The sequence below is a fragment of the Robiginitalea aestuariiviva genome, from assembly GCF_029537735.1.
GTDB classification, from domain to species: domain Bacteria; phylum Bacteroidota; class Bacteroidia; order Flavobacteriales; family Flavobacteriaceae; genus Robiginitalea; species Robiginitalea aestuariiviva.
Map to the genome: position 1 here is coordinate 358,533 of NZ_JARPUQ010000002.1, position 24,467 is coordinate 382,999.

Sequence of the window (24,467 nt, forward strand, 5' to 3'; positions counted from 1 at the left end):
CACCTACCTTTGAAGGGAGAATCCGCATCCGTTAAAAAAAGAATACCATGTCCAGAATTCTAGTAATTGAAGATGAAGCCGCCATTCGCCGGGTCCTGGTGAAAATCCTGGCCGAAGAAAACGAAGCCTATCAGGTAGAAGAGGCCGAAAACGGCCTTGAAGGTTTGGAAATGCTCAAGAAAACCGACTACGACCTGGTGCTTTGCGACATCAAAATGCCCAAAATGGATGGGGTGGAGGTCCTGGAGGCCGCGGGGAAAGTCCGGCCGGAAATTCCCTTTATCATGATCTCCGGCCATGGAGACCTGGACACTGCGGTGCAGACCATGCGCCTGGGTGCCTTCGATTATATTTCCAAACCCCCGGACCTGAACCGGCTGCTCACCACGGTACGCAATGCCCTGGACCGTAAGGAACTGGTGGCGGAAAACCGCATCCTAAAAAAGAAGGTGAGCAAGAATTACGAGATGATCGGGGAGAGCGAGGCCATTCGTACCATCAAGGAAATGATTGATAAGGTGGCCCCTACCGATGCGCGGGTCCTGATTACAGGGCCTAACGGGACGGGGAAGGAATTGGTGGCCCATTGGCTGCACCAGAAAAGTGAACGCAGTTCCGGGCCGTTTGTAGAAGTCAATTGCGCTGCCATCCCTTCGGAGCTTATCGAGAGTGAACTCTTCGGGCACGTAAAGGGGGCTTTTACCTCTGCGGTAAAGGACCGGGCCGGGAAATTTGAAGCGGCCAGCAAGGGAACGCTCTTTCTGGATGAAATTGGCGATATGAGCCTGTCCGCACAAGCCAAGGTGTTGCGGGCGCTGCAGGAGAGCAAAGTTTCCCGGGTGGGCTCGGACAAGGACATCAAGGTGGATGTTCGCGTGGTGGCGGCCACCAATAAGAACCTGAAAGCCGAAATCGAGGCCGGGCGCTTCCGCGAGGACCTCTACCACCGCCTGGCAGTGATCCTGATCAAGGTGCCTGCCCTGAACGATCGCCGGGACGATATCCCCTTGCTGATCGACCATTTTGCGGGCAAGATCGGACAGGAACAGGGGATTCCCCCCAAAGGCTTTTCCAAAGGAGCCATCGACCAGCTGCAGCAATACGACTGGACGGGGAATATCCGGGAATTGCGCAATGTGGTGGAGCGCCTTATTATCCTCGGCGGGGCCGAGGTTTCCGAGGCGGACGTCAAGCTCTTTGCGAGTAAATAAGGATTAGTTGGAACAGTCTCCGAGGGCCTTCAGGGCATTCTCGGTAATATCCTTGGTACGCATGTTGTAGTAGCGTTTGGCCGGGGTCAGGTCTTCCCGCAGCAGCTGGCGTTCGCAGTGGGCGTAAATGCGCTCTACAAATTCCAGGGCCTCGCGGCAGGGGACATCCTGCACCACATCTTCCAGGGATTTCCGGTATTTTTCCAGGGCCAGGTCAATCTTACCCTCAATCTGGTCCATAGATAGGGAACCCGCAGGAGCTTTTACTTCAGGGGCGTCTGCGGTATTCAGGGCCAGGCGGTCGTCTCCGTACCGGCTGCCGTGGGATTCGTGGTCTTCCAGGGCATCCCGGCTGGCCAGGGCATATTCCATAGCGCGCTGCAGCAGGATGCGCGCCCCTTCCAATGTACTCACCCGGGTGGCCAGTTTAAGGCTTTCCAGGCTTTCGTGTATGTTCTTATTGGCGTAATCGCACCCGCAGTCCTCAAATTGGGGGCGGGCTTTTTCGATGGTGTTCACGGCCTTATAGGTGTGGTACCGGGTCATGTTGATCTCCTCGGCAGCCATGGCCTTTTCCACGTGGTTGCGAATAAAACCGATCAGGGATTCCGCACTGGCGCAGGACTTTTCGGGAGCTGCGGAAAATACCAGCAGGGCGGCGAATACAAGCAGGGGGAATTGCACTTTCATAGGTCGATATATAAGCCCGAACACCAGGTGCGGGGGTAGGATTTGGGAAGATAAAACTACCCTATTGGCCTGAGGATCACCATTTTTTTCGTTTTGGTGCCCGATTCAGCCGACCTGCGCCCTGCCGCCTCGTTAAAGGGCAGGATTTCTCCGGGGAACGGCTGGCGTGATTTTAGTATCTTCAGCCCATGGATAAAATTAAAGCAAAGGACTATCGGGCCCACGCCCACACAGAGATAGGGGCCCTGCCTACCTACGAGGATTTCGGGCTTTCCGAAAAGGCCCTGAAGAAGAAGCTGGAGCACTTGCGCAAGCGCCTGGGGAAATTTCAGGACAAACTCTACGCCCATGACAAATACGCCGTACTGGTGTGTATTCAGGGGATGGATACGGCGGGGAAGGACAGTCTGATCCGGGAGGTCTTTAAGGATTTCAATGCACGGGGGGTGGTGGTACACAGCTTTAAGGTACCCACAGATTTGGAACGGAGCCACGACTACCTCTGGCGCCATTACATTGCCCTGCCCGAGCGCGGTAAATTCGGCGTTTTTAACCGGACCCATTATGAGAATGTACTGGTCACCCGCGTGCATCCGGAATACATCCTGGGGGAATGCCTGCCTGGCATACACGAGGTATCCGATATGGACCAGGCCTTTTGGGACAAGCGCTTTGCCCAAATCAACGCCTTCGAGAAAAGCCTGGCGGAGAACGGGACCATCATTTTCAAATTCTTTCTGAATATTTCTAAGGAAGAGCAACGCCAGCGCTTGCTGCGCCGCCTGGACAAGCGGGAGAAAAACTGGAAGTTTTCCCCGGGAGACCTAAAGGAACGCGAACTCTGGGACCAGTACCAGGCCTGCTACCAGGAGGCTATCCAGAAGACCACCTTTGTCCACGCCCCCTGGTATGTGATCCCTTCGGACAGCAAGCCCGCTGCCCGCTATTTGCTCACATCCATCCTCTACGAACAGCTTACCCGCTATACAGACGTGCAGGAACCTGAGCTTTCCGACGAAATCAAGGCCCACCTGCATGAATACCGGGCCCAACTGCAGGCCGAACGCGATACCACCCCAAAATCCTAACGACCATGAAGAATCGGAAGCAATCCCTTACCGGTGGTGGCCTGGCGCTGCTACTGACACTATTGCTAAGCGGCGTTCCAGGGCCCGGGGCCCGGATGGCTGCCCAGCAGAACGATGTCGATATGTTGCGCCACCTGTACAATATGGCATTGACCCGCGGTAAAGCCTATAGCTGGCTGGACCATCTCTCCAACCAGATCGGGGGGCGGTTGTCGGGGTCGGTACAGGCCGAACAGGCCATTGCCTATACCCAAAAGGAACTGGAAGCCCTCGGCCTGGACCGGGTGTGGCTGCAACCCGTAATGGTCCCCAAATGGGTGCGTGGGGCAGCGGAATTCGCCTATATCGAAAGTGCCCCGGGCAATACCACCAATGTGCCCATCTGCGCCCTGGGCGGCTCCGTACCCACCCCGGCCGGGGGGATTAAGGCGCCGGTAATAGAGGTGCAGGGTCTCGAGGAATTGCAGGCCCTGGGCCGGGAGGCCGTGGAAGGCAAGATCGTATTTTTCAACCGCCCCATGGACCCCACCCAGATCAATACCTTCCGGGCCTATGCCGGGTGCGTGGACCAGCGCGCCTCAGGTGCGGCAGAGGCAGGTATGCTGGGCGCTGTTGGTGTTATTGTGCGGTCTATGAACCTGAGGCTGGATGACTATCCGCATACCGGTTCCCTCCGGTACGGAGACACCCCGGAGGCCATGCGCATCCCCGCAGCGGCCATCAGCACCAACGGGGCAGAGTTGCTCAGCACCACGCTTAAACTGAACCCGGACATCCAATTCTATTTCCGGCAATCCTGCAGGCAATACGATGATGTTCCCTCCTACAATGTCATTGGCGAGATCCGCGGCAGCACCTACCCGGAGGAGATTCTGCTGGTGGGTGGGCACCTGGATTCCTGGGATCTGGGCGACGGTTCCCACGACGATGGGGCCGGGTGTGTACAGAGTATGGAAGTGTTGCGATTGTTCATGGAAACGGGATACCGGCCCCGGCGAACCCTGCGGGTGGTCCTTTTTATGAATGAAGAGAATGGCCTGCGCGGCGGCCGGGGCTATGCAGAGGCGGCAGCACAAAAGGGGGAAAAACACCTCTTTGCCCTGGAAAGTGATTCGGGCGGGTTTACGCCCAGGGGCTTCTCCTTCGATTGCACGGACGAGGCCTTTGCGCAAATTGCCGCCTGGAAACCCCTATTTGAACCCTACCTGATCCATCAGTTCGATCGGGGGGGCAGTGGGGCGGACATCGGGCCCCTGAAACCCCAGGGCCCAATTCTGGCAGGTTTGCGGCCGGACACCCAGCGGTATTTTGACTACCATCATGCAGAAACGGATACCTTCAGCGCGATAAACCGGCGGGAGCTGGAGCTGGGAGCGGCCACCATGGCTGCCCTGGTCTACCTGGTAGACCGTTACGGGGATGCCCTGGCAGTCTCCACCGGGGGGCAGTAGGCCCGCCTGACTGGTGGGAAATGCCTATCTTTGCGCCCTAAAACCAAGCAGATGCAAGAAGGAATCTACGCAAAATTCAACACGAGTAAAGGAGAAATCCTGATTAAGCTGACCCACGATAAAACCCCCGGCACGGTAGGCAACTTTGTGGGCCTTGCCGAGGGCAACCTGCCCAAGCAAAACGGAAAACGCTATTACGACGGGCTTACCTTCCACCGGGTTATCCCGGACTTTATGATTCAGGGCGGATGCCCGATGGGGACCGGTACCGGAGACCCGGGCTATAAGTTTGACGACGAATTCCACCCCGAACTCAAACATAACGAACCCGGGGTGCTTTCCATGGCCAACGCCGGCCCGGGCACCAATGGAAGCCAGTTTTTTATCACCCATGTGGCCACCCCCTGGCTGGATGGAAAACACACGGTATTCGGGCATGTGGCCCAGGGGCAGGACGTGGTGGACGCCATAGCCCAGGGCGATAAAATTGAAAGCCTGGAAATTGTACGGGTTGGTGCCCAGGCCGAAGCCTGGGATGCCGTAAAGGCTTTTGAGGCGTTTGTATCTTCCAAAGAAGAGCGGAAGGCGCGGGCCAAGGCCGAAATGGAGGCCCAACTGGAAGCCCATGCCAAAGGTTTTGAAACAACGGCCAGCGGCCTCAGGTATAAGATCCTGGAAGCCGGTAATGGGGCCAAACCCAAACGCGGGGACCGCGTGGCCGTACACTATGAAGGGGCCCTGCTGGATGGCACGATGTTCGACAGCTCCGTTAAGCGGGGGGAACCCATAGAATTCCTGCTGGGTGAAGGACAGGTAATTCCGGGCTGGGACGAAGGCATTGCCCTGCTCTCCGTAGGCGATAAGGCGAGACTGCTGATCCCGTCCGAACTGGCCTATGGTTCCAGGGGCGCAGGAGGCGTGATCCCGCCGGATGCGCCACTGTTGTTCGATGTTTCCCTGGAGGGCATCTCCTAAAAAAAAAATCCCCGGCCATCAGCCGGGGATTCTTTTTTTAAAGAAAGTGGAAGTTATTCGACAATTCGGACATCTACCGCATTCAAACCTTTCTTGCCTTGTTGCAGCTCGAAAGATACAACATCACCTTCGCGGATCTCGTCGATTAAGCCGGAGATGTGTACGAAATGGTCTTTTTGTGAACCTTCTTCAGTGATAAACCCATAACCTTTGGACTCGTTGAAGAATTTTACTGTTCCTGAATTCATAATAAAAATTAAAAAGATTAAGGCTGCGAAGGTAAGTGTTATAATCCAGCATTCGGACTTTTCGGTCTAAAACTTTTAAAAATAATGAGTTAGGACCAGTGCGGAGGCTATGCCGTGGGATCCGGGGTAAGCCGCAGATAGGGCTTCAGCTCCTCTACCTGGTCGCCAAAAAGGGTATGTGCCTCCGGGGTGGGGATGGCAGGGCTCACCACCACCTTCTGCCCGTGTTCCCAGTTGGCAGGGGTGGCTACCTTGTGATAGGCGGTTAGCTGCAGGGAATCGATAACCCGCAACAACTCGTAAAAATTCCGGCCGGTGGAAGCGGGGTAGGTCAGGATCAGTTTGATCTTCTTGTCCGGACCAATGATGAATACGGAACGCACCGTAAGGGTGTCGTTGGCCTTAGGGTGGATCATGTCGTAGAGGTCCGACACCTTGCGGTCTGCATCGGCAATAATGGGGAAATTAACTTCCGTATCCTGTGTTTCTGCAATGTCCTGCAGCCAGGCCTGGTGGGAATCCAGGGGGTCTACGCTCAGCGCTATCACCTTTACCTTGCGGCGGTCAAATTCATCTTTGAATTTGGCGGCAGTCCCGAGTTCCGTGGTACACACCGGGGTGAAGTCCGCCGGGTGGGAAAATAAGATGCCCCAGTGGTCCCCCAGAAAGTCATAAAAATTCAGGGTTCCCTGAGTGGTTTCTGCTGTAAAATCGGGAGCGGTATCTCCCAGACGTAAAACGGCCATTGTTCAAATATTATAGTTAGCCCATAAAAATAGTAGATTAATAAGAGAATTTATCTTGTGCCGGGGTTAAACTTCTATTAATTTTAGGGCAAAGTGTGAGATATGGAAGCAGAAGCCCTGGAAAAACTCAGATACCCTATTGGTCATTTCCACGCCCCGGACCACATTTCTCAGGTGCAGCTCAGGGATTGGATCGCGGAACTCGAAGCCCTGCCCACCCGCCTGAAGGATTTGGTGACACCCCTTTCGGAGGCCCAGCTGCAAACCCCATACCGGCCGGGTGGGTGGACCGTACGCCAGGTAGTACACCACCTTTCGGACAGCCACCACAACAGTTATATCCGGTTTAAATGGGCTTTAACGGAAGATAACCCGGTGATCAAGGCCTATAATGAAATGGCCTGGGCCGAACTCTTCGATACCCGGACCGCGCCCATTGGCCTGTCTTTACAACACCTGGAAGCCATCCACGCCAAACTGGTCTATCTGCTGCGCGGGCTGGACGGGCAGGCCCTGGCCCGGACCTTTGTGCATCCGGACTCCGGGGCGGCAACTTCCCTGGAAGAAAATGTCGGGCGGTATGCCTGGCACGGCAACCACCACCTGGCGCATATTCAGGGGCTTATTGACCGAGAGCACTGGTAGGGGCCGTTTCCCGACCCAATACCCACATGGCTTTTTCCCCGGGCAGGACCTCGGGGTAGGGCACCTGGGTTTCTCCGAGAATCCGGAATCCCCGCTGCTGATAAAAGGACAGGGCAGGGCCTTTTTGCATGGCTTCCAGCCAAAGGTATGCAGCGCCCCTGTTCCGGGACCAGGCCAGCAGGTGGTCCATAACGTGCCCGCCCAGGCCCATGCCCGTAAACGCTTTTTTAAAGTAAATCTTTTCGAGGAAGACCTGTGGCTTCCCGGGAAGGGGGCCGCCGGGCTTGCCTACCACCCATTTGCAAATGCCTGCGGCCTGGCCGCCGGCCCGTACCACCCACAACCAGGAATCCGGGTTATCCAGGTCCGGCGTAACCTTTTCGGGGATAAAGTTCCGCGAGAGGTAGGGATGGGGGTTGCCCTGGGGCCATAAATGGCAGTAATGGTCGGTGTAGGCCTGCCGCCCTGTTTGCAGGTAGGTATCTATCAGCCCCCGGGAGAGGCGTTCCATGTACAGGTCTGATGCTCCCGCTACCCGGATCAGGGTGTTGTTTTCCATTTGATGTTGCAGCCAATGCTGGGTTTTTGGTCTGCGGAAACCGGGCGGCCCTCCAGCAGCGCTCCTAGGGCGGCCTCCAGGTCTTCGCCGGTTACCGGAATCCCGTTGCCGGGACGGGAGCCGTCCAGCTGCCCCCGGTACACCAGCTCCAGGTTTTGGTCAAAGAGGTAAAAATCCGGCGTGCAGGCGGCATCGTAATCCCGGGCCGTCTCCTGGCTGGCATCATAGAGGTAGGGAAACGGATATCCTTCTTCTTTTGCCGTGGCCTGCATCAGGTCCGGATGGTCCTGGGGGTAATGTTCCACATCGTTGCTCGAGATTGCCACAAACCCGACTCCCCGGGGTTGGTATGCCAGGGCCAGGCGTACGATTTCGGCATTGACGTGTTTGACAAAGGGACAGTGGTTACAGATAAACATGACCACCGTGCCCCGGTCTCCCCGGATATCCTCCAGGCCCAGTTCCGTCCCGCTTACTGTATCCGGCAGGCGGAATTCCGGTGCCCGGGTTCCCAGGGGTAGCATGTTGCTGGGTGTACGTGCCATGGGTTAGCGGGTTTTGAGGGTCTCAAAGGTACTGAAACTTGTTTAATCCCTAGAGGATGCCTACCTTCTCAAATTGGTATGGAAAACTCCCTGGACCACCTGCAAATCCGTTTTGACACGGATACCCTCTGGATGCTGAACCTGGCCCTGGCCTTTGTAATGTTCGGCATCGCCCTGGATATCCGCCTGTCGGATTTCCGGCAGCTCTGGAAGGCGCCCCGGGCCGTGCTTACGGGCGTGGCCTGCCAGTTTCTGCTGTTGCCCGCCCTGACTTTCCTGCTGGTCTGGTGGCTGGAACCCCGGCCCAGTTTTGCGCTGGGGATGATCCTGGTAGCCAGTTGCCCCGGGGGCAATGTCTCCAATTTTATGACGCACCTGGCCCGGGGGAATACGGCCCTGTCCGTAAGCCTGACGGCCATTGCCACCCTGCTGGCCGTGTTTATGACCCCCATGAACCTGGAAGCCTGGGGCAGCCTCTACGGGCCAACGGCCGAAATTCTCCGCGCTATCCATATTGACCTTTTCGAAATGATACGGCTGGTAGCCTTGTTGTTGGCCATACCCCTTTGCTGCGGGATGCTCCTGGGGCATTTCCGGCCCCGGACGGCACATGCCCTGGCACGCTATTTCAAGGGGGCTTCCCTCTTGTTTTTTATGGGGTTAATTGGCCTGGCCCTGTGGCGGGACCGGGAGGTTTTTGCGGCCTATGTGGGGGCGGTCTTTGGGATTGTCCTCCTGCATAACCTGCTGGCGCTATCCACAGGGTTCGGTGCTGCACGGCTCATGCGGTTGGGCGCCCGGGAAGTGCGAACCATAACCATCGAGACGGGCATCCAGAATTCCGGACTGGGTCTTTTGCTTATATTTACTTTCTTTGATGGCCTGGGCGGGATGGCCCTGGTGGCTGCCTCCTGGGGCATCTGGCACCTGGTTTCCGGTTTGCTGCTGGCCGCCCTCTGGAGCCTGGCCCGGACCCGAAAAGAACCGGTACTTTGAAAAAGCTTTTTTACGCCCTGCTGAAACCCCTGATCCGCACGGCCTTTCGCTGTTATTACCAGCGCCTGCATTTTGAAGGCATGGAACAGGTACCTGCAGACAAGCCCGTGGTGCTACTACCCAACCACCAGAATGCCCTGTTGGATCCGCTGATTTACGCCGCCTTTGCCAGGGCGCGAAAACCCTATTTCCTGACCCGCTCCGATGTGTTCCGGGGAGGGTTCCTGGAAGCGGTCTTTGAGGCCTTGCGGATGATCCCCATCTACCGCATGCGGGACGGCCGCCATACCCTGAAGCGGAATGCCGAGGTTTTTGACCGGTGTGCCGCCCTGTTGGCTGCCGGGGAACACCTGCTGCTTTTCCCGGAAGCCAATCATAACCTGAAGCGGCAGGTCAGGCCACTATCCAAAGGGTTTACCAGGATTGTACAACACGCTATGGAGTTGCATCCGGGCCTGGACCTGCAATTGGTCCCGGTAGGCATCAATTACCAGGACGCGGCGGGCTTCCCGGACCGTGTTACCTATATGTTCGGGGCGCCTATTCCGGCTTCCCGCTGGAAGTCCGTCAAAGACCCCAATGCCTTTGCAGCCTCCATGAAACAGGCGGTATTCGAGGTCCTTTCACAGCAAACTACCCATGCCGATCCCGAGCGGGACTATGAAACGCAGATCCAGCCTCTGGAGGCCAAAGGCGCAGACTTCCTGCAGCCTGCTGCGGTAAACGCATACCTGAAGGGACAGGCCGATGCCTTGCCGGTTAGACGCATGAAAAAAGGCGGAAGCTACAGGTTATGGGACCTGCTGTTCCGCCTTGTGAATTTCCCGGTGTGGCTGCCCTGGAGGTGGGTGGCGCGCCACAAGGTATGGGAACCGGAATTCCTCAGCACCTTTCGCTTTGGCTTTGCTATCATGGCCTTCCCGGTTTATTTGCTGCTGCTTTTTCTTATGGTGGGCAGCCTGGCAGGGTGGGTTGCCGGCCTGGCAACCGCCACCCTGCTTTTCCTGCATAATCTGGCCTATGTGAAGACCCGCTAGGGGCTACATGATGTGGCCAAAGAAGATGGCGTTCATCAGTAATTTGTTAGTCCCGTACCAGAAGGCCCGGAAATTGGTGTTGTCCGTAAAGAGGATTACCCGGCCGCTGCCCTTGCGGGTTACCTTAAAGGGCACGCTGCCTGAGATAAGCTTGGCATTTTCTTCCGAAATATACCCGCTTAGCAGGGGGTTGTCCAAATACCGGATGGGGTTGTCATAGCTGTTCTTTTCCGGCTCCAGGTATACGTTGGAATTCCGGAACAGGGCCAGCCGGTCGTTTTTATAGCCCCAGCTTACGGGGTGGGAGCGGTCCAGGCGGGATTCGAAGATGGCCCCCCCGGTAACCTGTGCCCCCAGGAAATCCTGTTTCTGGTCAAAGCGGATATCCCTGGCCACCAAACTGCTGTCCTTGCGCATTTTCAGGTCCATCAGGTCGGCCCGTTTCAGCCAGTTGGCAGCATTGGTATAGGCAATCAGGGTGCCGCCGTCGGACACCCATTCCTTGATTTTGGCCGTGGCCCGTTCCGACAGGGCAGTCCCCCAGGAGCTCGGCACAATGATATCGGTATACCGGTCCAGGTCTGCCCGGTTCAGGTAATCCGTATCGATCTTAGTCAGTTCAATGCCGTAGCGGGTGTCCAGCAGGTGCCAGATTTCCCCGGCATCGTAGGAGCGGATCCCATTGCCCACCAGCATGGCAATTTTGGGGGCGCGAACCCGTTCAAATTCCCGGCTGCCCAGGTCGATGCCTTCGGTGACCCCGGTATTTACGCCCGCAATTTGCACCCCGGTATCCGAGGCGGTTTTTTGCAGGAAGCTATACAAAGCCTCCGGGTCCAGCTCCTGTCCCTGCACAGGGATCATGATGGTCCCGTAGTCGTAAGACTGCCCGCCCAGACGGAAGGGCTCCCGGGCTACCTTGGCGCGAATGCCTTTCTGCAGCAGGGTATTCAGCACCTTAGGGGTGTAGTATTCATGCCATTGGAAGAGGTAGGCGTACTGGCTTTTCCGGTCTACTCCGCCTCCGAGTTCGGGCAGGCGTTCCAGGGCCGGCCCCACCTCGGGCAGGCTGCCCAGTTCGGCGTAATCCAGGTTAAAGGCCAGGGGGAAAGTCCAGGCGGAGATATCGTAAAACAGGCTGTCTGTAAAGGAGGTGCGCTTCTCGAACATCGCCCGGATCAGCCGGGGGTTCTTTTGGTTCAAAGGCACCACATAGCTGTGACCTTCCGTGTAGGTCTTGCCGTTAATGGTGCGCTCCCCTTTCAGCGGGTGCACGGCAATGCGGTGGCGGTGCAGGATCTCGGCCAGGTGCCGCGCCTTGGCCGCGTCTTTGGCATCCCCGAAGATGTAGGCTGGGTTTCCACGCCCGCTTTCGGACCGCAGCTGGGCGTAGTAATCCCTGCGGAAATCCAGGAGTTTGGTGCGCATGTTCCAGGCCGCCTCAATGGTGGAAAGGGCCGCCGTAAACTGGTTGCGGATGGTGAAGGGGAAGGTCAGAACCCCGTTGTCGCTTTCCTGCATATGGCCCCGGGAGCTGGCCTGCTCAAACAGGATACCGATGCTGCCCATTACATCCGGAAAGGTAGAGCCCTTACCGTAGTAAAAGTCGTCATAGTCTTCTTCTGAATAATACAGGGAACCGATTTTGTTCAGGGCCTTGGCATGGTAGGATCCGATCTCGGCGGTGAGTTCCTGATTCCTTTTCGGGGTAAGGGGGTGAACGCGGGAAGGCTCCCCGGGCTGGAAGAAGAAGGTGGAATTTGTACCCATTTCGTGGTGGTCCGTCAGCACATTGGGCAGCCAGTCGTGAAAGGTCACGATGCGCGCCCGGCTTTCGGGCAGTTGTACCGGCAGCCAGTCGCGGTTCAGGTCAAACCAGTAGTGGTTGGTCCGCCCCCCTGGCCAGGCTTCGTGGTATTCCCGGTCGTTGGGGTCTGCCGTGGTGGCGATGGCTTTATGGGTATTTGCCCAGTGGGCAAACCGCTGCAGGCCGTCCGGGTTGAAGGAGGGGTCCATCAGGATAACCATTTCCCGCAGCATTTTTTCGATTTCAGGCCCCTGGGCCGCCGCCAAATAGTAGGCGTAGGCCAGGCCGGCATTGGCCCCGCTGGGCTCGTTGCCGTGGATGGAAAAGCCCTGGTACACCACAACCGGCATGTTGTCCAGGTCCATGGCGGCCGCGCCGGGGGTGGTCAGTGCCAGGTGGTTCTGACGGATCTCGTCCAGGCGGGTGTGATTTTCAGGGGCGGTAACCTTCAGGAGCAGCAGGGGCCGCCCCTCGAAGGTAGTGCCGCGGTTTTCCAGCACCATACGGTCGCTGGCTGCCGCCAGGGCGGTGATGTACTGCACCAGCTTGTCGTGGGTTACGTGCCACTGGCCTACCTGGTGCCCGATTACGGACTCTGGGGTGGGGATGTCCGGATTATAGGAAATCTGTTGGGGGAGGTAGTACTCCAGGCCGGGGGTTTCCTGTGCCTGAGCCGGCGCCAGGGCGGCCAGCAGCAGGATTGCAAAAATGGATCTTTTCATAGGTGTTGGTCTTTGGAAATAGGCTCCGGTTATGTCCGGTTGTCTGGTAAAGCGTAAAGATAACCATAGGCCACGGCCGGGCCAAACGCCTCCCGGGCTAAAAAAGGCCAGCCGTGCCAGGGATAAAAAAAAAAGGCCGCCGGGGCCTTTTTGTTTTTTGGGGAGGGACGGTCAGATATCTTCAAAGTCCACATCGACGAATTTGTCGCTGCTGGGCAACCCGTTTTGGGAGCCGTGGTCCGTTGCCTCGTCTTCGCCTTTGCGGAAATCCTTCTGGTGGCGTTCGGAGATAACCTCTTCCCCCTTCTGGTCTATGATAAACCCCGTGGTGTCGTCCAGGATATCCCGGAACGCATCGAAGTCCTCTTTGTAGAGGTAAATCTTGTGTTTCTTGTAATGGAAAGACCCGTCGTCGTGGGTGAATTTCTTACTCTCCGTGATGGTCAGGTAATAATCCCCGGCCCGGGTGCTGCGCACATCAAAAAAATACGTTCTGCGTCCGGCCCTCAGCACCTTGGAAAATATCTCTTCCTGGTCCGTCAATTCATTTTCACGCATTACTAGGAATTTGGTTGAAGCTTGGCTATAAGGTTCTCAAAAATGTGAAAAAAATGCTAAATCAGCAACTTTTTCTACTTTTCTTTCCCCGATAACTGGCTGTGGTACAGCTCCCGGTAGTAGCCTTCCTGCCCCAATAATTCTTCGTGCGTGCCGGCCTGGATCAGCCGCCCGTTGTCCAGCACCAAGACCTGGTCTGCATGGATGGCCGAAGAGACCCGGTGGCTCACAATGAGGGTGGTTTTGTCGCGGGAGGCCTTTTTCAGGTTAGACAGGATGGCCTCCTCCGTTTCGGTATCCACGGCGGAAAGGCAGTCGTCAAAGAGGTAGATCACGGGGTCTTTCAGCAGGGCCCGGGCAATGGATACCCGTTGCTTCTGCCCGCCGCTCAGGGTAATGCCCCGCTCCCCAAGGATGGTCTGGTACCCTTTGGCAAAGCCTTCGATGTTCCGGTCTACAACCGCCATGCGCGCAGCGGCCTCGATTTCCTCCATGCCGGCGTCTTCCTTCCCGAAACGGATGTTATTCTCTATGGTATCCGAAAAGAGGAAGGCATCCTGGGGCACGGCCCCGATGGCCTTGCGCAGGGAATCCAGATGTACCTGGGGTATGGGGGTATCGTCAATCAGAATCTGCCCGGAAGAGACGTCGTAGAGACGGGCAAGGAGCTCCAGTACCGTAGATTTTCCCGACCCGGTTTTTCCCAGGATGGTCAGGGTTTGCCCGGGCAATACCTTGAAGGAGAGGTTGTGCAGGGCCTCAATGCCTGTATCCGGGTAGGTAAAGGACACGTTTCGGAACTCGATCTTGCCCCGGACTTCGGTGGGGTGGGTGGCGGTATTGCGGATCTCGGGCTCCTGGTCCAGGAATTCGTTAATGCGTTTCTGGGAAGCTTCCGCCCGCTGTACAATGGAGGTGAGCCAGCCCACGATGGCCACCGGCCAGGTAAGCATGTTCACATAGATGATGAATTCCAGGATGGTCCCCAGGGTATCGATTTCCCCCCGGAAATACTGTTTGCCCCCCACGTAGATCACAAAAATATTACTCACCCCGATCAGGAGGATCATCAGCGGGAAAAACCAGGCGTTTACCTTGGCCAGGTCCATGCTCTTGTCCTTCCCTTCCTGGGCCAGCTCGCTGGCTTCCCGGTTTATGCGGGGCTCTATGGCATAGGCCTTGATCACGGAAATCCCGGAAAAGGATTCCTGGGCAAAGGTGGAAAGGGTAGACAAAAAGGCCTGCACCCGGGTGGAGCGCTGGTGGATGATCCGGCTGATCCAGTAGATCAGCACGGAAAGTACAGGCAGGGGTACCAGGGCATAAAAGGCCATGGTGGGGGCTTTGATAAACATCAGGGGGATCAGGCAGACAAAGAGCGTCAGGGTTTGTATGCCGTACATGATGGCCGGGCCCGCGTACATGCGCACCTGGCTCACGTCTTCACTGATGCGGTTCATCAGGTCTCCGGTGCGGTTGTTTTTGTAAAAATTCAGGCTCAGCCGCTGGTAGTGGTCAAAGACCTCGTTTTTCAGGTCGAATTCGATGTAGCGGGAAACATTGATGATGGTTTGGCGCATCAGGAAGGTAAAAAAGCCCGAAAGCAGGGCCGCCCCGATAATGATCCCGATAAATTCCAGGAGTTGCGCCCGGGCTTCGGTAAGGCCCAGGGCCCCGTTGCCGTATTCCTCTACAACCTCCACGATGTTTTTTACATAGGAAGGCATTACCAGCTGAAAGACGCGGGCAATGATGGTGATCAGGGTCCCGATCAGGAGTTTGCCCCAGTATTTCCGGAAGTATTTATTGAGGTGTTTGAGTGCTTTCATCGGCCCTTGCAGCACCCCGGTAACCACGGCGGGGGGGTGCCGGCGCACAAAGATAACCCTTTGCTGCCAATGCCGTGTTAGGGAATTCCTAAACCGGGAAGCCGCTTCGGGTGGCCTGGATGCATTTCGGGTTGTGGCATGTCGAAATCTATTTCTATTTTTGCGGCGTCACGATTGAAAGTTCTTTACATGCTAACCAGACGGCATATCCGGGTAAAAGTAATGCAGAGCATCTATGCCCTGAGCCTTTCCGAGCAGGGCGGCCTGCAGGAATCTGAGGCGTTCCTGCGCCGCAGTATCGGGCAAACCTTCACCCTCTACCTGCTCATCCTCGGAATATTCCGGGAACTGCAGCAATTTGCCGAAGCCCAGCTGGCCCTGGGGGCCAACAAGTACCTTAAGGACGGGCCCCGGCGCCCGGACGCCTCCCGACTGGCGTCCAATGCCCTTTTCTCTGTCCTGGCGTCCAGCGAGCGCCTGGCAGCTGAACTCAAAAAACGCAAACTCAAACAGTGGTACCTGAATGAGGAATACATTAAAATCCTCTACCACCAGATCCTGGAAAGCCCGGAATACGAAGCGTATTGCCAGGAATCTCCCGGATGGGCTACAGACCGGGACTTTGCCCTGCTGGTCTTCCGGGAAATCATTGCCCCCAACGATAAGATTTACGACTTTCTCGAGGATGAGGGCATTACCTGGGTGGATGACCTGCCCCTGGTAAATACCTTTATCCTCAAACGCCTGGGCAAGATGCGGGAAGATGCGGAGGAAGGCTTTCTGTTCCCCGCCCTGATGAAGAATACCGAAGACATGGCCTTTGCCCTGGAGCTGCTGCAGAAGACGCTGCTGAACAGCGAGGCCCTGGCCGGGGAGATCGAGGGCAAGACCCCCAATTGGGACAAGGACCGCATTGCAGAGATCGACCGCATCCTGCTAAAGATGGGGATTGCCGAACTGCTGTACTTCCCGTCCATCCCGGAGCGGGTCACCATTAACGAATATCTGGAGATCGCCAAGGAGTATTCCACCCCCAAGAGCAGCATCTTTATCAACGGCATCCTGGACAAGCTGATCCGGGAGTACAAGGCCTCCGGCCGCCTCAAAAAAATGGGGCGGGGCCTGTTATAATCAAATTATCCTTATTTTTGGGGGAATAAAAAATTCTAATGTAGACCATCATGAGAAAAGCAACTGTCATTCTGAGCGTCCTGGCCTTTACCGCCTTTACCTCTTGCAAAGACAAGGCTTCCGAGAAGATCGATGCCGCCAACCTGGAAGTAGCCGCCCAACGGGACGAGGCTTCCAAGAACATGCCTGAAATTACTTTTGACAAAGCCGAACACGATTTCGGAACCATCGAACAGGGTGCTGCCCAGGAAACGGTATTTAATTTTACCAATACCGGGAATGCCCCGCTGATCATCACCAGCACCTCCGCCAGCTGTGGTTGTACCGTACCGGATGCCCCGGTAAATACCCCCATCGCCCCCGGAGAATCCGGTGAGATCAAGGTAAATTTCAATGGGTCCGGCAGCGGGCAGGTTACCAAGACGGTTACGGTTCGCGCCAATACCTCCAAGGGTACCGAAATGCTGCGCATCAAGGCCTTTGTAAACCCCCGGGCCGGAGCCGCCCCGGCCGCTATTGGACCGGTAGCCCAGTAATCCCTTAAAAACCTAAGACAATTATGGAGGGCTTTCAACAGTTTCTCCCGATGATCCTGATTTTTGCGGTGGCGTATTTCTTTATGATCCGCCCGCAGATCAAGCGTCAGAAGGACGAGAAAAAATTTACCGAATCCCTGAAGCGGGGAGATCGGATCGTAACCAAAAGCGGGCTGCACGGCAAGGTAGTGGACCTGAATGACAAGGACGCTTCCTGCATTATCGAAACCATGGCCGGCCGCCTGAAATTCGATCGTTCTGCCATTTCCCTGGAGATGAGTAAAAAAGTAAACCAGGGCGACGCGAAATAAGCTGGCCATACGGCCACGCCAGAAAAAGCACCGGAAATCCCGGTGCTTTTTTTTTTGACCCCGCTGGAAATTGCTACCTTTTTATCCCTAAACCCTCCTGAAGATGCATACCCGCAGATCCTTTTTGAAAACCGGTGCCCTGGGCCTCTCCGCTTCGGCTGCAAGCCTGGTGGTACCCACGTCCCTCTGGGCCCGCCCCCGCTACATCCTGGGGGCCAATAACCGCCTGCGCCTGGGCCTGATCGGCTGCAATGGCATGGGCTTCTCCAACCTTTCGGCCTTTATGCAACAGGAAGATGTGGAGGTGGTGGCCCTGTGCGATGTGGACCGCAGCGTCCTGGAACGCCGGCAGGCCGATGTGGTGGCCGGCGGGCGCTCCAAACCCAAAGGGTATTCCGATTACCGGAAGCTGGTGGAGCGCAAGGATATCGATGCGGTGATCATTGGTACCCCGGACCACTGGCACTGCCGGCAGTTGCTCGATGCCCTGGATGCCGGGAAGGATGTCTATTGTGAAAAGCCCATCGCCAACTCCATAGAGGAATGCGACCGCATGCTTATGGCCGTGCAGCAAAGCGGCCGCATGGTGCAGATCGGGCAATGGCAACGCAGCCAGCCCCATTTTGTGGACGCCATTTCCTTTGTGCATTCGGGCGCCTTAGGGCCTATCCGCCTGGTCAAGGCCTGGGCCTACCAGGGGTGGATGCGGCCCGTTCCCGTAGTGCCGGACGGCCCGGCCCCGGAGGGCGTGGATTACGATATGTGGCTGGGCCCGGCCCCTAAACGGCCGTTTAACCCCAACCGTTTCCATTTTAATTTTCGCTGGTTTTGGGACTATGCCGGTGGGTTAATGACGGACTGGGGCGTCCACCTGATCGACTACGCCCTGTACGGGATGCAGGCCACCACTCCTAAATCCGTGATGGCTTCCGGGGGGAAATTCGCCTATGCGGACGATGCCTCTGAAACCCCGGACACCTTGCAAACGGTTTACGAATTTGACGGGTTTAACCTGTTGTGGGAACACGCCACAGGTATTGACGGCGGAAATTACGGTCGCAACCACGGGATCGCCTTTGTAGGGAATAACGGCACCCTCGTTGTGGATCGCGGGGGCTGGGAAGTGATCCCGGAGGTGGAACACGAAAGCTGGCGACAGTTGCGGGACCAACCCAAAATGGAGGCCATACCCTTGCAGGCGGCGGCCGGGGGCGGGCTTGGGCCGCATACGCTCAACTTTGCCGAAGCGGTGCGCAACCGGGACGCCTCTATCCTGAAAGCCCCGATTAGCGTGGGGTACCACGCTGCGCGCGTATGCCATATGGGGAATATTGCCTATAAGGCCGGGAAGCGGCTTTTTTGGGACGACGGGCAGGCTGCCTTTACGGACCCGGGAGCCAATGCCCTGATGGGGGCTACCTACCACAACGGCTGGACCCTGAAATAACCCCTACACAAAAAAGAACCCCAGGTTCCGGTGGAATTCCACCTCCCACTGCCGGTGTTTCTCCTGGGCTTCGCGCACATAGGAGGAATGTGTAATCCACCGGATGATGGCCCGGTTTAGCCCGGCCCATGGGGGGCGGAAGGGGCGTTCCACATCCAGTAGTAATACCACTCGGGCCTCGTGGCTGTCATTCCAGACCTCATGGTCATAGGTATCGTCGAACACAATTACTTTTCCGGGTTCCCAGGGGTGGGTTTCTTCAGCCACCCGCATCCTGCAGGCCCCCGGCCTTCCTGGGACGATAAGTCCGAGGTGACTTCGGATAATCCCCTTGAAAAGCCCTTTGTGGGCAGGGATATGTTTTCCGGCTGAAATGACGGAGAAAAAGGCGGTTTTCATCCCGGGGATATCTTCGAGCAGGTCCGTGGTCCTGGGGCACAACCGGCAATTGAGTTCGGCTTTTTCCCCAAAACCGTACAGGAAAAAGGTCTTCCAGTTCTGGTCCTGGTTCAGCACCTGTTGCTCCTGCTGAATGTCCTGTATGCCCGGGAGCAGGTGTTGCAGTTTTTTCAGCTGCAGAAACTCGTTGCGTATTTCGGTCCAATGCGCCTCCAGGGTACGGGTCCAGGCAAAATAACGATTGTCCATCACCGGCCGGTCCGGCACGGTGGCAAAGCGGGCCATACCCCTGCCAATGCCCAGGAGCATGGGCCTGAAGATCCGGAACTTGATCTTTTCGCGCAGGTAAAACCAGAAGTGTTTCATGGCCTGATCGATGGTGCCGGGGAAGGACCCGGGGGAAGTCAAAAAGGTATTGCACCTCCCAAAATCGGTCAATGACACAAGTCAGCCTTAGCGGTAGGCGTCATTCAGGCCGGCCCCGGCCCGGATCATGGGCAGGATTTTGGCCAGCCTCCGGGCTTTGGTAGCCTCCTGCTTGGCCGTGGCAATGTATTCCATGTATTCCTTCTGTTTATAGGGGGGCAGGGCTTCAAACCGGGCGCGAAGCGCAACCTCCTTGGCGAGTTCGGCTTCGAGTTCGGGGGCGGTAAAGACCCCGGTTTTAGGCTTTGGGGGCAGCTTTATTCCCTTTTCGGCTATGGCAATGGCTTCAGAGATATAGGAGGCTACGGCCTGCAGGTTTACCTGGGGCATTTCAGTAAACTTCCAGTGCCGCATGGCCCGGGTTTTGCCTTCCTGGGCGTTTTCCAGGACCCCGAGCGGGTCCGTAAGGAAGACCCCGTTGAAAAACCAGATCCCGAAATGCTTTTTAAAAGCCATCAGCCCAAGGACATTCGCCCCGCCCAGGGTATATACCGGCGCACTCCACTTGAAATCTTCTTCCAGGACAGACTTCAGGACTTGCTCCCGCAGCAGGGCCAGGCCTTCCCGGAAGGGGCCTTCCGCTTCAAAATAGGCAGCTATGCGGGCGCTTTTGTCCATGTATCCAGGGGTTTGCCAGCTACAAGTTCGCAAATTTTTACAATTACCGATACGGCCTTCTCCATGCTTTCCACAGGCACGTACTCGAATTTGCCGTGGAAATTATGGCCGCCTGCAAAAATATTGGGGCAGGGGAGGCCCATATAACTGAGCTGGGAACCGTCCGTCCCCCCGCGGATGGGTTTGACAATGGGGGTAACCCCCACCGCCTGCATGGCCTCCTCTGCCACGGTCACTATGGGGAAGACGGGTTGTATCTTTTCTTTCATATTGTAATACTGGTCTACCATATCTATTTCAATGGAGGTCTGGTAGGTCCGGGCGCAGGAATCTGCCCAGGCCTGCAAGTGCGCCTTCCGGGCCTCAAAGGCCTCCCGGTTGTGGTCCCGGATAATCAGCCGGGCCGAAGCCGATTCGATCTGCCCCCGGATGTCGTGGATGTGGTAAAACCCTTCCCGCCCTTCGGTGCGCTCGGGGACTTCGCTTTCGGGTAACCCGCCCAGCACGGCCTGCAGTACCCCTATGGCGTTGATCATCTTGTTCTTGGCGTACCCCGGGTGTACGCTCCGCCCGGTTACCCGTACTTCGGCCCGGGCGGCGTTAAAGTTCTCGTATTCGAGTTCCCCCACCTGGCTGCCGTCCATGGTATAGGCCCATTGGGCCCCGAAGGCCTCCACGTCGAAATGGTGGGCGCCCCGGCCGATTTCCTCATCTGGGGTAAAGCCCACCCGAATGGTGCCATGGGGGATTTCGGGATGGCTTTTCAGGTATGCCATGGCGGTAATGATCTCGGCGATCCCGGCCTTGTCGTCCGCGCCCAGCAGGGTGCTACCATCGGTCACTACAAGTCGCTGCCCGCGGTACTCCAGGAGTTCCGGGAATTGTTTGGGCGACAGGACCAGCTTTCCTTCGGCATCCAGGGGGATGTCGCCCCCGTCGTAATTCGAAACGATTCGAGGGTTCACCCCCGTCCCAGAAAAATCCGGGCTGGTATCGTAATGCGCTATAAACCCGATGGTGGGCACCGGGGCTTCCACATTCGACGGCAGGGTGGCCATCAGGTAGCCCCGCTCGTCCAGCGTTACGTCTTCCATTCCGATTTCCTCCAGTTCCCGCACCAGCAACCTGGCCAGGTCCCACTGTTTTTCAGTGCTGGGCGTGGTATCGGATTCGGGGTTACTCTGGGTGTCGATGCGCACGTAGTTCAGGAAGCGTTGCAGCAGGGATTCCATATACTTTTTCCGGATTTAATAAGTTAATACTTTAGGGCCGGGGCTCAGGAATGGTACCTGCACCACCGGGACAGCCAAAATACAAAGAATGAGGTATCGGATAGGCATAGTGGCGCTGGCCTTTTGGGCAGCCTGCATGGGTAAGGGCTTTGCCCAGGATTGCACCCTGGGAATCGGCGGGCCGGATACGGACCTGATCATCCAGGTCTTTGAACTCGACACGGTGCAACAGGCCCAACTCCAGGGCTGGGTACAGGAGCTGCAGGCTGTAAATACCCCCTTGCGGCAACAGGTACGGACCCTGCTGGATACCCATCCCCAGAAAACCGACGAAGACCTGGCGGCCCTGGGCCAGAAGTTCGATGCCCTGAAGGAAGCCATGGTAGCCAATGCCCGCCGTTTTGACCAGCTGTTGCTGGGCACTTTTAATCCCGCCCAGTACGAGCGGTACACCGCCCTCTGCGAGGAGGTGCATCGCCAGCCCCTTGCCCCCCTGGATCCGGGCCAATAACCGGCCTTTCCTGAAATTTAAAGGGAAATTCCCACCCCGGCTGGCAGAGCCGGAGGGAAGTTGTAACTTTGCCAAAACCCGGCACCTTCATGTACACCCACCTGCTGCGCCCCCTCTTGTTTCTCTTCGATCCTGAACGCGTTCACCACTGGTCCTTTACCTGGATTCATTGGGTTCACCGCCTGGGCTTGGGCGGGTTAATCCGGCGGATTTACCGGGTAGAAGACCCCGCTTTGGAACGGGAGGTTTTCGGGTTGAAATTCCCCAATCCCGTGGGCCTGGCGGCCGGGTTTGATAAAGACGCCCGCCTCTACAACGAACTGGCCAATTTCGGTTTCGGGTTTATCGAAATCGGCACCCTCACGCCCAAACCCCAGGAAGGCAACCCCAAAAAACGCTTGTTCCGCCTGAAGGCAGACCAGGCCATCATTAACCGGATGGGGTTCAACAACCAGGGGGTGTTTGAAGCCGTGGAACGGCTGAAAAAAGACCGGCGGGTACTTATAGGAGGGAATATTGGCAAAAACAAGGTTACTCCCAACCGGCTGGCTGCCAAAGATTATATGATCTGCTTTGAAGCCCTTTTCCCGGTAGTGGATTACTTTGTGGTCAATGTGAGCTCTCCCAACACCCCGGGGCTGCGGGAGTTGCAGGATAAGGAACCCCTTACGGAACTGCTGCAGCTCATGAAGCGGGAAAACCGAAAGTGCGCCCTGGTAGCCGATACCCGTGAAAAGCCGATTTTATTGAAAATTGCCCCGGACCTGACCGATGCCCAGTTGCTGGATATCATCGAAATCGTAAAGGCCTCCGGGATAGACGGCGTGATCGCTACCAATACCACCATTGCACGGGACCACCTCCGGTCCGATATGTACCTGCAGGAGGAAAAGGGTGGCCTGAGTGGCAAACCCCTGCGGGCAAGGGCTACTGAGGTCATTCGTTTCCTGCACCAGCAAAGCGGGGGCGCCTTCCCCATCATTGGAGTAGGGGGGATCCACTCGGCCGAAGATGCCCTGGAGAAGCTGGAGGCTGGCGCCAGCCTGGTACAGCTCTGGACGGGGTTTGTTTACGAAGGGCCGGCATTGATCCGACGCATCAACCGGGCACTGCTCCGGCAGGGAAGTAAACCTTAGTCGGCGGCCTTCTCCCGGGCCCAGTAATCCAAAACTACCACATCTTCAATGTAGGGTCCTGCCACTTCGCCAAAGGCTTTGTGGTCCGGGTGGGGCAGGTAGGCATCGCGGTCCGCTTCCGAGCGGAAAGTCAGCAAAAAGCCGTGGGTCAGGCCCTTATTCAGCCCCTCAGGGCTGTTGTTGATTCCCCATTCCATATGGACAATTTGCGGGATTTTGGAAGGCAACTCCAGGAAGGCGGCTTCAATTTCGCGGAGCTTGGCCTCGGGCGTATCCGCTTTGAATTTAAACAGGACCACGTGCCGCAGCAGGGCTTCTGGTGCCTCCGGGGACTGCTGCCCGCTTACGCCGCCCATGGCACCTACCAGGGTGCACAGGATTACTGCTTTCTTCAGGGTTTTCATGGGAAAGGTTATTTGATCGGAAGGTACGAAAATTGCGCCCGGGGAGGGGAACTACTCTGCGTCTGATTGCATCCCGGTGTTGTCAATCATCCACCCCATAATCCACCACCGCACCCTACCCCGGAAGGGGAATAAGTAGTACTTTTATAGGCCAATAAAATCCAATGGGGGAGCGTGTAAAAATTGTGGAATGCCCGAGGGATGCCATGCAGGGGATTAAAACCTTTATCCCCACGGAGGCCAAAACCCGGTATTTGCAGGCCCTGCTGAATTGCGGGTTCGACACCCTGGATTTCGGGAGTTTTGTCTCCCCCCGCGCCATTCCCCAAATGGCCGATACGGCCGCGGTGTTGTCCGGCCTGGACTTGAGCCGGACCCGGACGCAGCTGCTGGCCATTGTGGCCAACCTCAGGGGGGCTCAGGAGGCCGCCGAGCATCCGGAGATCCGTTACCTGGGCTACCCGTTTTCCATTTCCGAAAACTTCCAGATGCGCAACACGCACAAGACCATTGCGGAGTCTATGGACCTGCTCAAAGGGATACTGGAAGTGGCCGGCCGCCGGCAGAAGGAGGTGGTGGTCTATATCTCCATGGGCTTCGGCAATCCCTACGGCGATCCGTGGAGCCCTGAAATTGTCTCAGAGTGGGCCGAGACCCTGGCTGGGATGGGGGTAGGCATCCTGTCCCTGTCCGACACCATTGGCAGTTCCTCCCCTGAGGTGATCCGGCAGTTGTTCGGGGACCTGATCCCCCGCCACCCCCAGGTGGAATTCGGGGCGCACCTGCACACCCACCCTACCTCCTGGTTCGAAAAGGTGGATGCGGCCTTCGGGGCCGGCTGTCGCCGTTTTGACGGGGCCGTACAGGGCTTTGGGGGTTGCCCCATGGCCCGGGATGAACTTACCGGGAATATGCCCACCGAAAAAATGCTTTCCTATTTCACCGCCCGCAAGGTGGATACCGGGGTGCAGTGGATGGCTTTTGAAGCGGCATTTAATAAGGCTTCCGAACTTTTCCAGCAGTACGTTTGATTTTTTAACATTTCTTCTCCAGGTTTTAAATGAAAGAAAACCAGCTCGATACAAACGGACTTGAAAAATTGTTTAGAATTAGTTTAAATAAATCTTGCTGAAAAAAACTTCCTGAGGTATTTTCGCTTTGTAATTTAAATTTAATCTAAATAACAACTCATGCGATTTCTTAGATATA

Annotated in this window: 26 protein-coding genes; 14 read left to right on the forward strand and 12 right to left on the reverse strand. The window is 56.7% G+C overall.

Annotation, left to right across the window (positions count from 1 at the left end; all coding sequences use genetic code 11):
• Window positions 1-47: 47 nt before the first annotated feature.
• Window positions 48-1,211: a sigma-54-dependent transcriptional regulator gene (locus tag OZ410_RS08305; protein WP_277707483.1), complete on the forward strand. Its 1,164-nt coding sequence runs from the start codon at window positions 48-50 to the stop codon at window positions 1,209-1,211.
• Between the two features lie 3 nt (window positions 1,212-1,214).
• On the opposite strand, the gene OZ410_RS08310 is transcribed toward OZ410_RS08305, so the two are convergent.
• A complete protein-coding gene (locus OZ410_RS08310; RefSeq protein ID WP_277707484.1) occupies window positions 1,215-1,901 on the reverse strand; it encodes a hypothetical protein in 687 nt (228 codons plus the stop codon).
• A gap of 188 nt (window positions 1,902-2,089) precedes the next feature.
• On the opposite strand from OZ410_RS08310, the gene OZ410_RS08315 reads away from it, so the two are divergent.
• From OZ410_RS08315 to OZ410_RS08325, 3 genes are all read left to right on the forward strand, one after another.
• On the forward strand, window positions 2,090-2,989 hold the full coding sequence (locus OZ410_RS08315) for a PPK2 family polyphosphate kinase (protein WP_277707485.1): 900 nt from the start codon (window positions 2,090-2,092) through the stop codon (window positions 2,987-2,989).
• Window positions 2,990-3,084: 95 nt separating this feature from the next.
• The gene (locus tag OZ410_RS08320; protein WP_277708357.1) at window positions 3,085-4,440 is read left to right on the forward strand and encodes a M28 family peptidase; all 1,356 of its coding nucleotides are present in this window, start codon (window positions 3,085-3,087) and stop codon (window positions 4,438-4,440) included.
• 51 nt (window positions 4,441-4,491) lie between these two features.
• Window positions 4,492-5,415 (forward strand): peptidylprolyl isomerase, encoded by a 924-nt coding sequence (locus OZ410_RS08325; protein ID WP_277707486.1) that lies wholly within the window; start codon window positions 4,492-4,494, stop codon window positions 5,413-5,415.
• Window positions 5,416-5,468: 53 nt separating this feature from the next.
• On the opposite strand, the gene OZ410_RS08330 is transcribed toward OZ410_RS08325, so the two are convergent.
• Window positions 5,469-5,663, reverse strand: a complete 195-nt coding sequence (locus OZ410_RS08330; protein WP_277707487.1) for a cold-shock protein — start codon at window positions 5,661-5,663, stop codon at window positions 5,469-5,471.
• A gap of 107 nt (window positions 5,664-5,770) precedes the next feature.
• Window positions 5,771-6,409 (reverse strand): peroxiredoxin, encoded by a 639-nt coding sequence (locus tag OZ410_RS08335; protein WP_277707488.1) that lies wholly within the window; start codon window positions 6,407-6,409, stop codon window positions 5,771-5,773.
• A gap of 102 nt (window positions 6,410-6,511) precedes the next feature.
• Here OZ410_RS08335 and OZ410_RS08340 point away from each other — a divergent pair, with 102 nt between their 5' ends.
• Window positions 6,512-7,054 (forward strand): YfiT family bacillithiol transferase, encoded by a 543-nt coding sequence (locus OZ410_RS08340; RefSeq protein ID WP_277707489.1) that lies wholly within the window; start codon window positions 6,512-6,514, stop codon window positions 7,052-7,054.
• On the opposite strand, the gene OZ410_RS08345 is transcribed toward OZ410_RS08340, so the two are convergent.
• Both OZ410_RS08345 and OZ410_RS08350 read right to left on the reverse strand, forming a co-directional pair.
• Window positions 7,032-7,613, reverse strand: coding sequence for a GNAT family N-acetyltransferase (locus OZ410_RS08345; RefSeq protein WP_277707491.1), 582 nt, complete (start codon window positions 7,611-7,613; stop codon window positions 7,032-7,034). The two genes, OZ410_RS08340 and OZ410_RS08345, sit on opposite strands and share 23 nt — an antisense overlap.
• Window positions 7,595-8,158, reverse strand: coding sequence for a thioredoxin family protein (locus OZ410_RS08350; RefSeq protein ID WP_277707492.1), 564 nt, complete (start codon window positions 8,156-8,158; stop codon window positions 7,595-7,597). Before OZ410_RS08350 ends, OZ410_RS08345 begins: the two co-directional genes overlap by 19 nt.
• A gap of 78 nt (window positions 8,159-8,236) precedes the next feature.
• Between OZ410_RS08350 and OZ410_RS08355 the strand changes: the two genes are divergently transcribed.
• Together OZ410_RS08355 and OZ410_RS08360 are read left to right on the forward strand one after the other, a co-directional pair.
• A complete protein-coding gene (locus OZ410_RS08355) occupies window positions 8,237-9,154 on the forward strand; it encodes a bile acid:sodium symporter family protein (protein WP_277707493.1) in 918 nt (305 codons plus the stop codon).
• Window positions 9,151-10,191 carry a 1-acyl-sn-glycerol-3-phosphate acyltransferase gene (locus tag OZ410_RS08360; RefSeq protein WP_277707494.1) on the forward strand — a complete coding sequence of 347 codons (1,041 nt, stop codon included), beginning with the start codon at window positions 9,151-9,153 and terminating at the stop codon, window positions 10,189-10,191. Before OZ410_RS08355 ends, OZ410_RS08360 begins: the two co-directional genes overlap by 4 nt.
• Before the next feature lie 3 nt (window positions 10,192-10,194).
• Here the strand turns inward: OZ410_RS08360 and OZ410_RS08365 are convergent, their stop codons facing one another.
• From OZ410_RS08365 to OZ410_RS08375, 3 genes are all read right to left on the reverse strand, one after another.
• Window positions 10,195-12,720, reverse strand: a complete 2,526-nt coding sequence (locus OZ410_RS08365; RefSeq protein ID WP_277707495.1) for a M14 family metallopeptidase — start codon at window positions 12,718-12,720, stop codon at window positions 10,195-10,197.
• Between the two features lie 171 nt (window positions 12,721-12,891).
• Window positions 12,892-13,278, reverse strand: coding sequence for a PUR family DNA/RNA-binding protein (locus OZ410_RS08370; protein WP_277707496.1), 387 nt, complete (start codon window positions 13,276-13,278; stop codon window positions 12,892-12,894).
• A gap of 74 nt (window positions 13,279-13,352) precedes the next feature.
• On the reverse strand, window positions 13,353-15,107 hold the full coding sequence (locus tag OZ410_RS08375; RefSeq protein ID WP_277707497.1) for an ABC transporter ATP-binding protein: 1,755 nt from the start codon (window positions 15,105-15,107) through the stop codon (window positions 13,353-13,355).
• Window positions 15,108-15,296: 189 nt separating this feature from the next.
• On the opposite strand from OZ410_RS08375, the gene nusB reads away from it, so the two are divergent.
• From nusB to OZ410_RS08395, 4 genes are all read left to right on the forward strand, one after another.
• Window positions 15,297-16,238, forward strand: coding sequence for a transcription antitermination factor NusB (gene nusB, locus OZ410_RS08380; protein ID WP_277707498.1), 942 nt, complete (start codon window positions 15,297-15,299; stop codon window positions 16,236-16,238).
• 50 nt (window positions 16,239-16,288) lie between these two features.
• Window positions 16,289-16,774: a DUF1573 domain-containing protein gene (locus OZ410_RS08385; protein WP_277707499.1), complete on the forward strand. Its 486-nt coding sequence runs from the start codon at window positions 16,289-16,291 to the stop codon at window positions 16,772-16,774.
• Between the two features lie 23 nt (window positions 16,775-16,797).
• Window positions 16,798-17,085: a preprotein translocase subunit YajC gene (gene yajC, locus OZ410_RS08390; RefSeq protein WP_277707500.1), complete on the forward strand. Its 288-nt coding sequence runs from the start codon at window positions 16,798-16,800 to the stop codon at window positions 17,083-17,085.
• A gap of 103 nt (window positions 17,086-17,188) precedes the next feature.
• On the forward strand, window positions 17,189-18,532 hold the full coding sequence (locus tag OZ410_RS08395; RefSeq protein ID WP_277707501.1) for a Gfo/Idh/MocA family protein: 1,344 nt from the start codon (window positions 17,189-17,191) through the stop codon (window positions 18,530-18,532).
• 3 nt (window positions 18,533-18,535) lie between these two features.
• On the opposite strand, the gene OZ410_RS08400 is transcribed toward OZ410_RS08395, so the two are convergent.
• The 3 genes from OZ410_RS08400 to pepT form a co-directional block, all read right to left on the reverse strand.
• Window positions 18,536-19,297, reverse strand: a complete 762-nt coding sequence (locus tag OZ410_RS08400; protein ID WP_277707502.1) for an aspartyl/asparaginyl beta-hydroxylase domain-containing protein — start codon at window positions 19,295-19,297, stop codon at window positions 18,536-18,538.
• Between the two features lie 87 nt (window positions 19,298-19,384).
• Window positions 19,385-19,975, reverse strand: a complete 591-nt coding sequence (locus OZ410_RS08405) for a YdeI/OmpD-associated family protein (RefSeq protein WP_277707503.1) — start codon at window positions 19,973-19,975, stop codon at window positions 19,385-19,387.
• Window positions 19,954-21,207, reverse strand: coding sequence for a peptidase T (pepT, locus tag OZ410_RS08410; RefSeq protein ID WP_277707504.1), 1,254 nt, complete (start codon window positions 21,205-21,207; stop codon window positions 19,954-19,956). Before pepT ends, OZ410_RS08405 begins: the two co-directional genes overlap by 22 nt.
• A gap of 88 nt (window positions 21,208-21,295) precedes the next feature.
• Between pepT and OZ410_RS08415 the strand changes: the two genes are divergently transcribed.
• On the forward strand, window positions 21,296-21,718 hold the full coding sequence (locus OZ410_RS08415; RefSeq protein ID WP_277707505.1) for a GAT domain-containing protein: 423 nt from the start codon (window positions 21,296-21,298) through the stop codon (window positions 21,716-21,718).
• A gap of 89 nt (window positions 21,719-21,807) precedes the next feature.
• A complete protein-coding gene (locus OZ410_RS08420; protein WP_277707506.1) occupies window positions 21,808-22,854 on the forward strand; it encodes a quinone-dependent dihydroorotate dehydrogenase in 1,047 nt (348 codons plus the stop codon).
• On the opposite strand, the gene OZ410_RS08425 is transcribed toward OZ410_RS08420, so the two are convergent.
• Complete coding sequence (locus OZ410_RS08425) at window positions 22,851-23,258, reverse strand: Dabb family protein (RefSeq protein WP_277707507.1); 408 nt, start codon at window positions 23,256-23,258, stop codon at window positions 22,851-22,853. The genes OZ410_RS08420 and OZ410_RS08425 overlap by 4 nt on opposite strands.
• A gap of 164 nt (window positions 23,259-23,422) precedes the next feature.
• Here OZ410_RS08425 and OZ410_RS08430 point away from each other — a divergent pair, with 164 nt between their 5' ends.
• Window positions 23,423-24,289 (forward strand): hydroxymethylglutaryl-CoA lyase, encoded by an 867-nt coding sequence (locus OZ410_RS08430; protein WP_277707508.1) that lies wholly within the window; start codon window positions 23,423-23,425, stop codon window positions 24,287-24,289.
• Window positions 24,290-24,467: the final 178 nt, after the last annotated feature.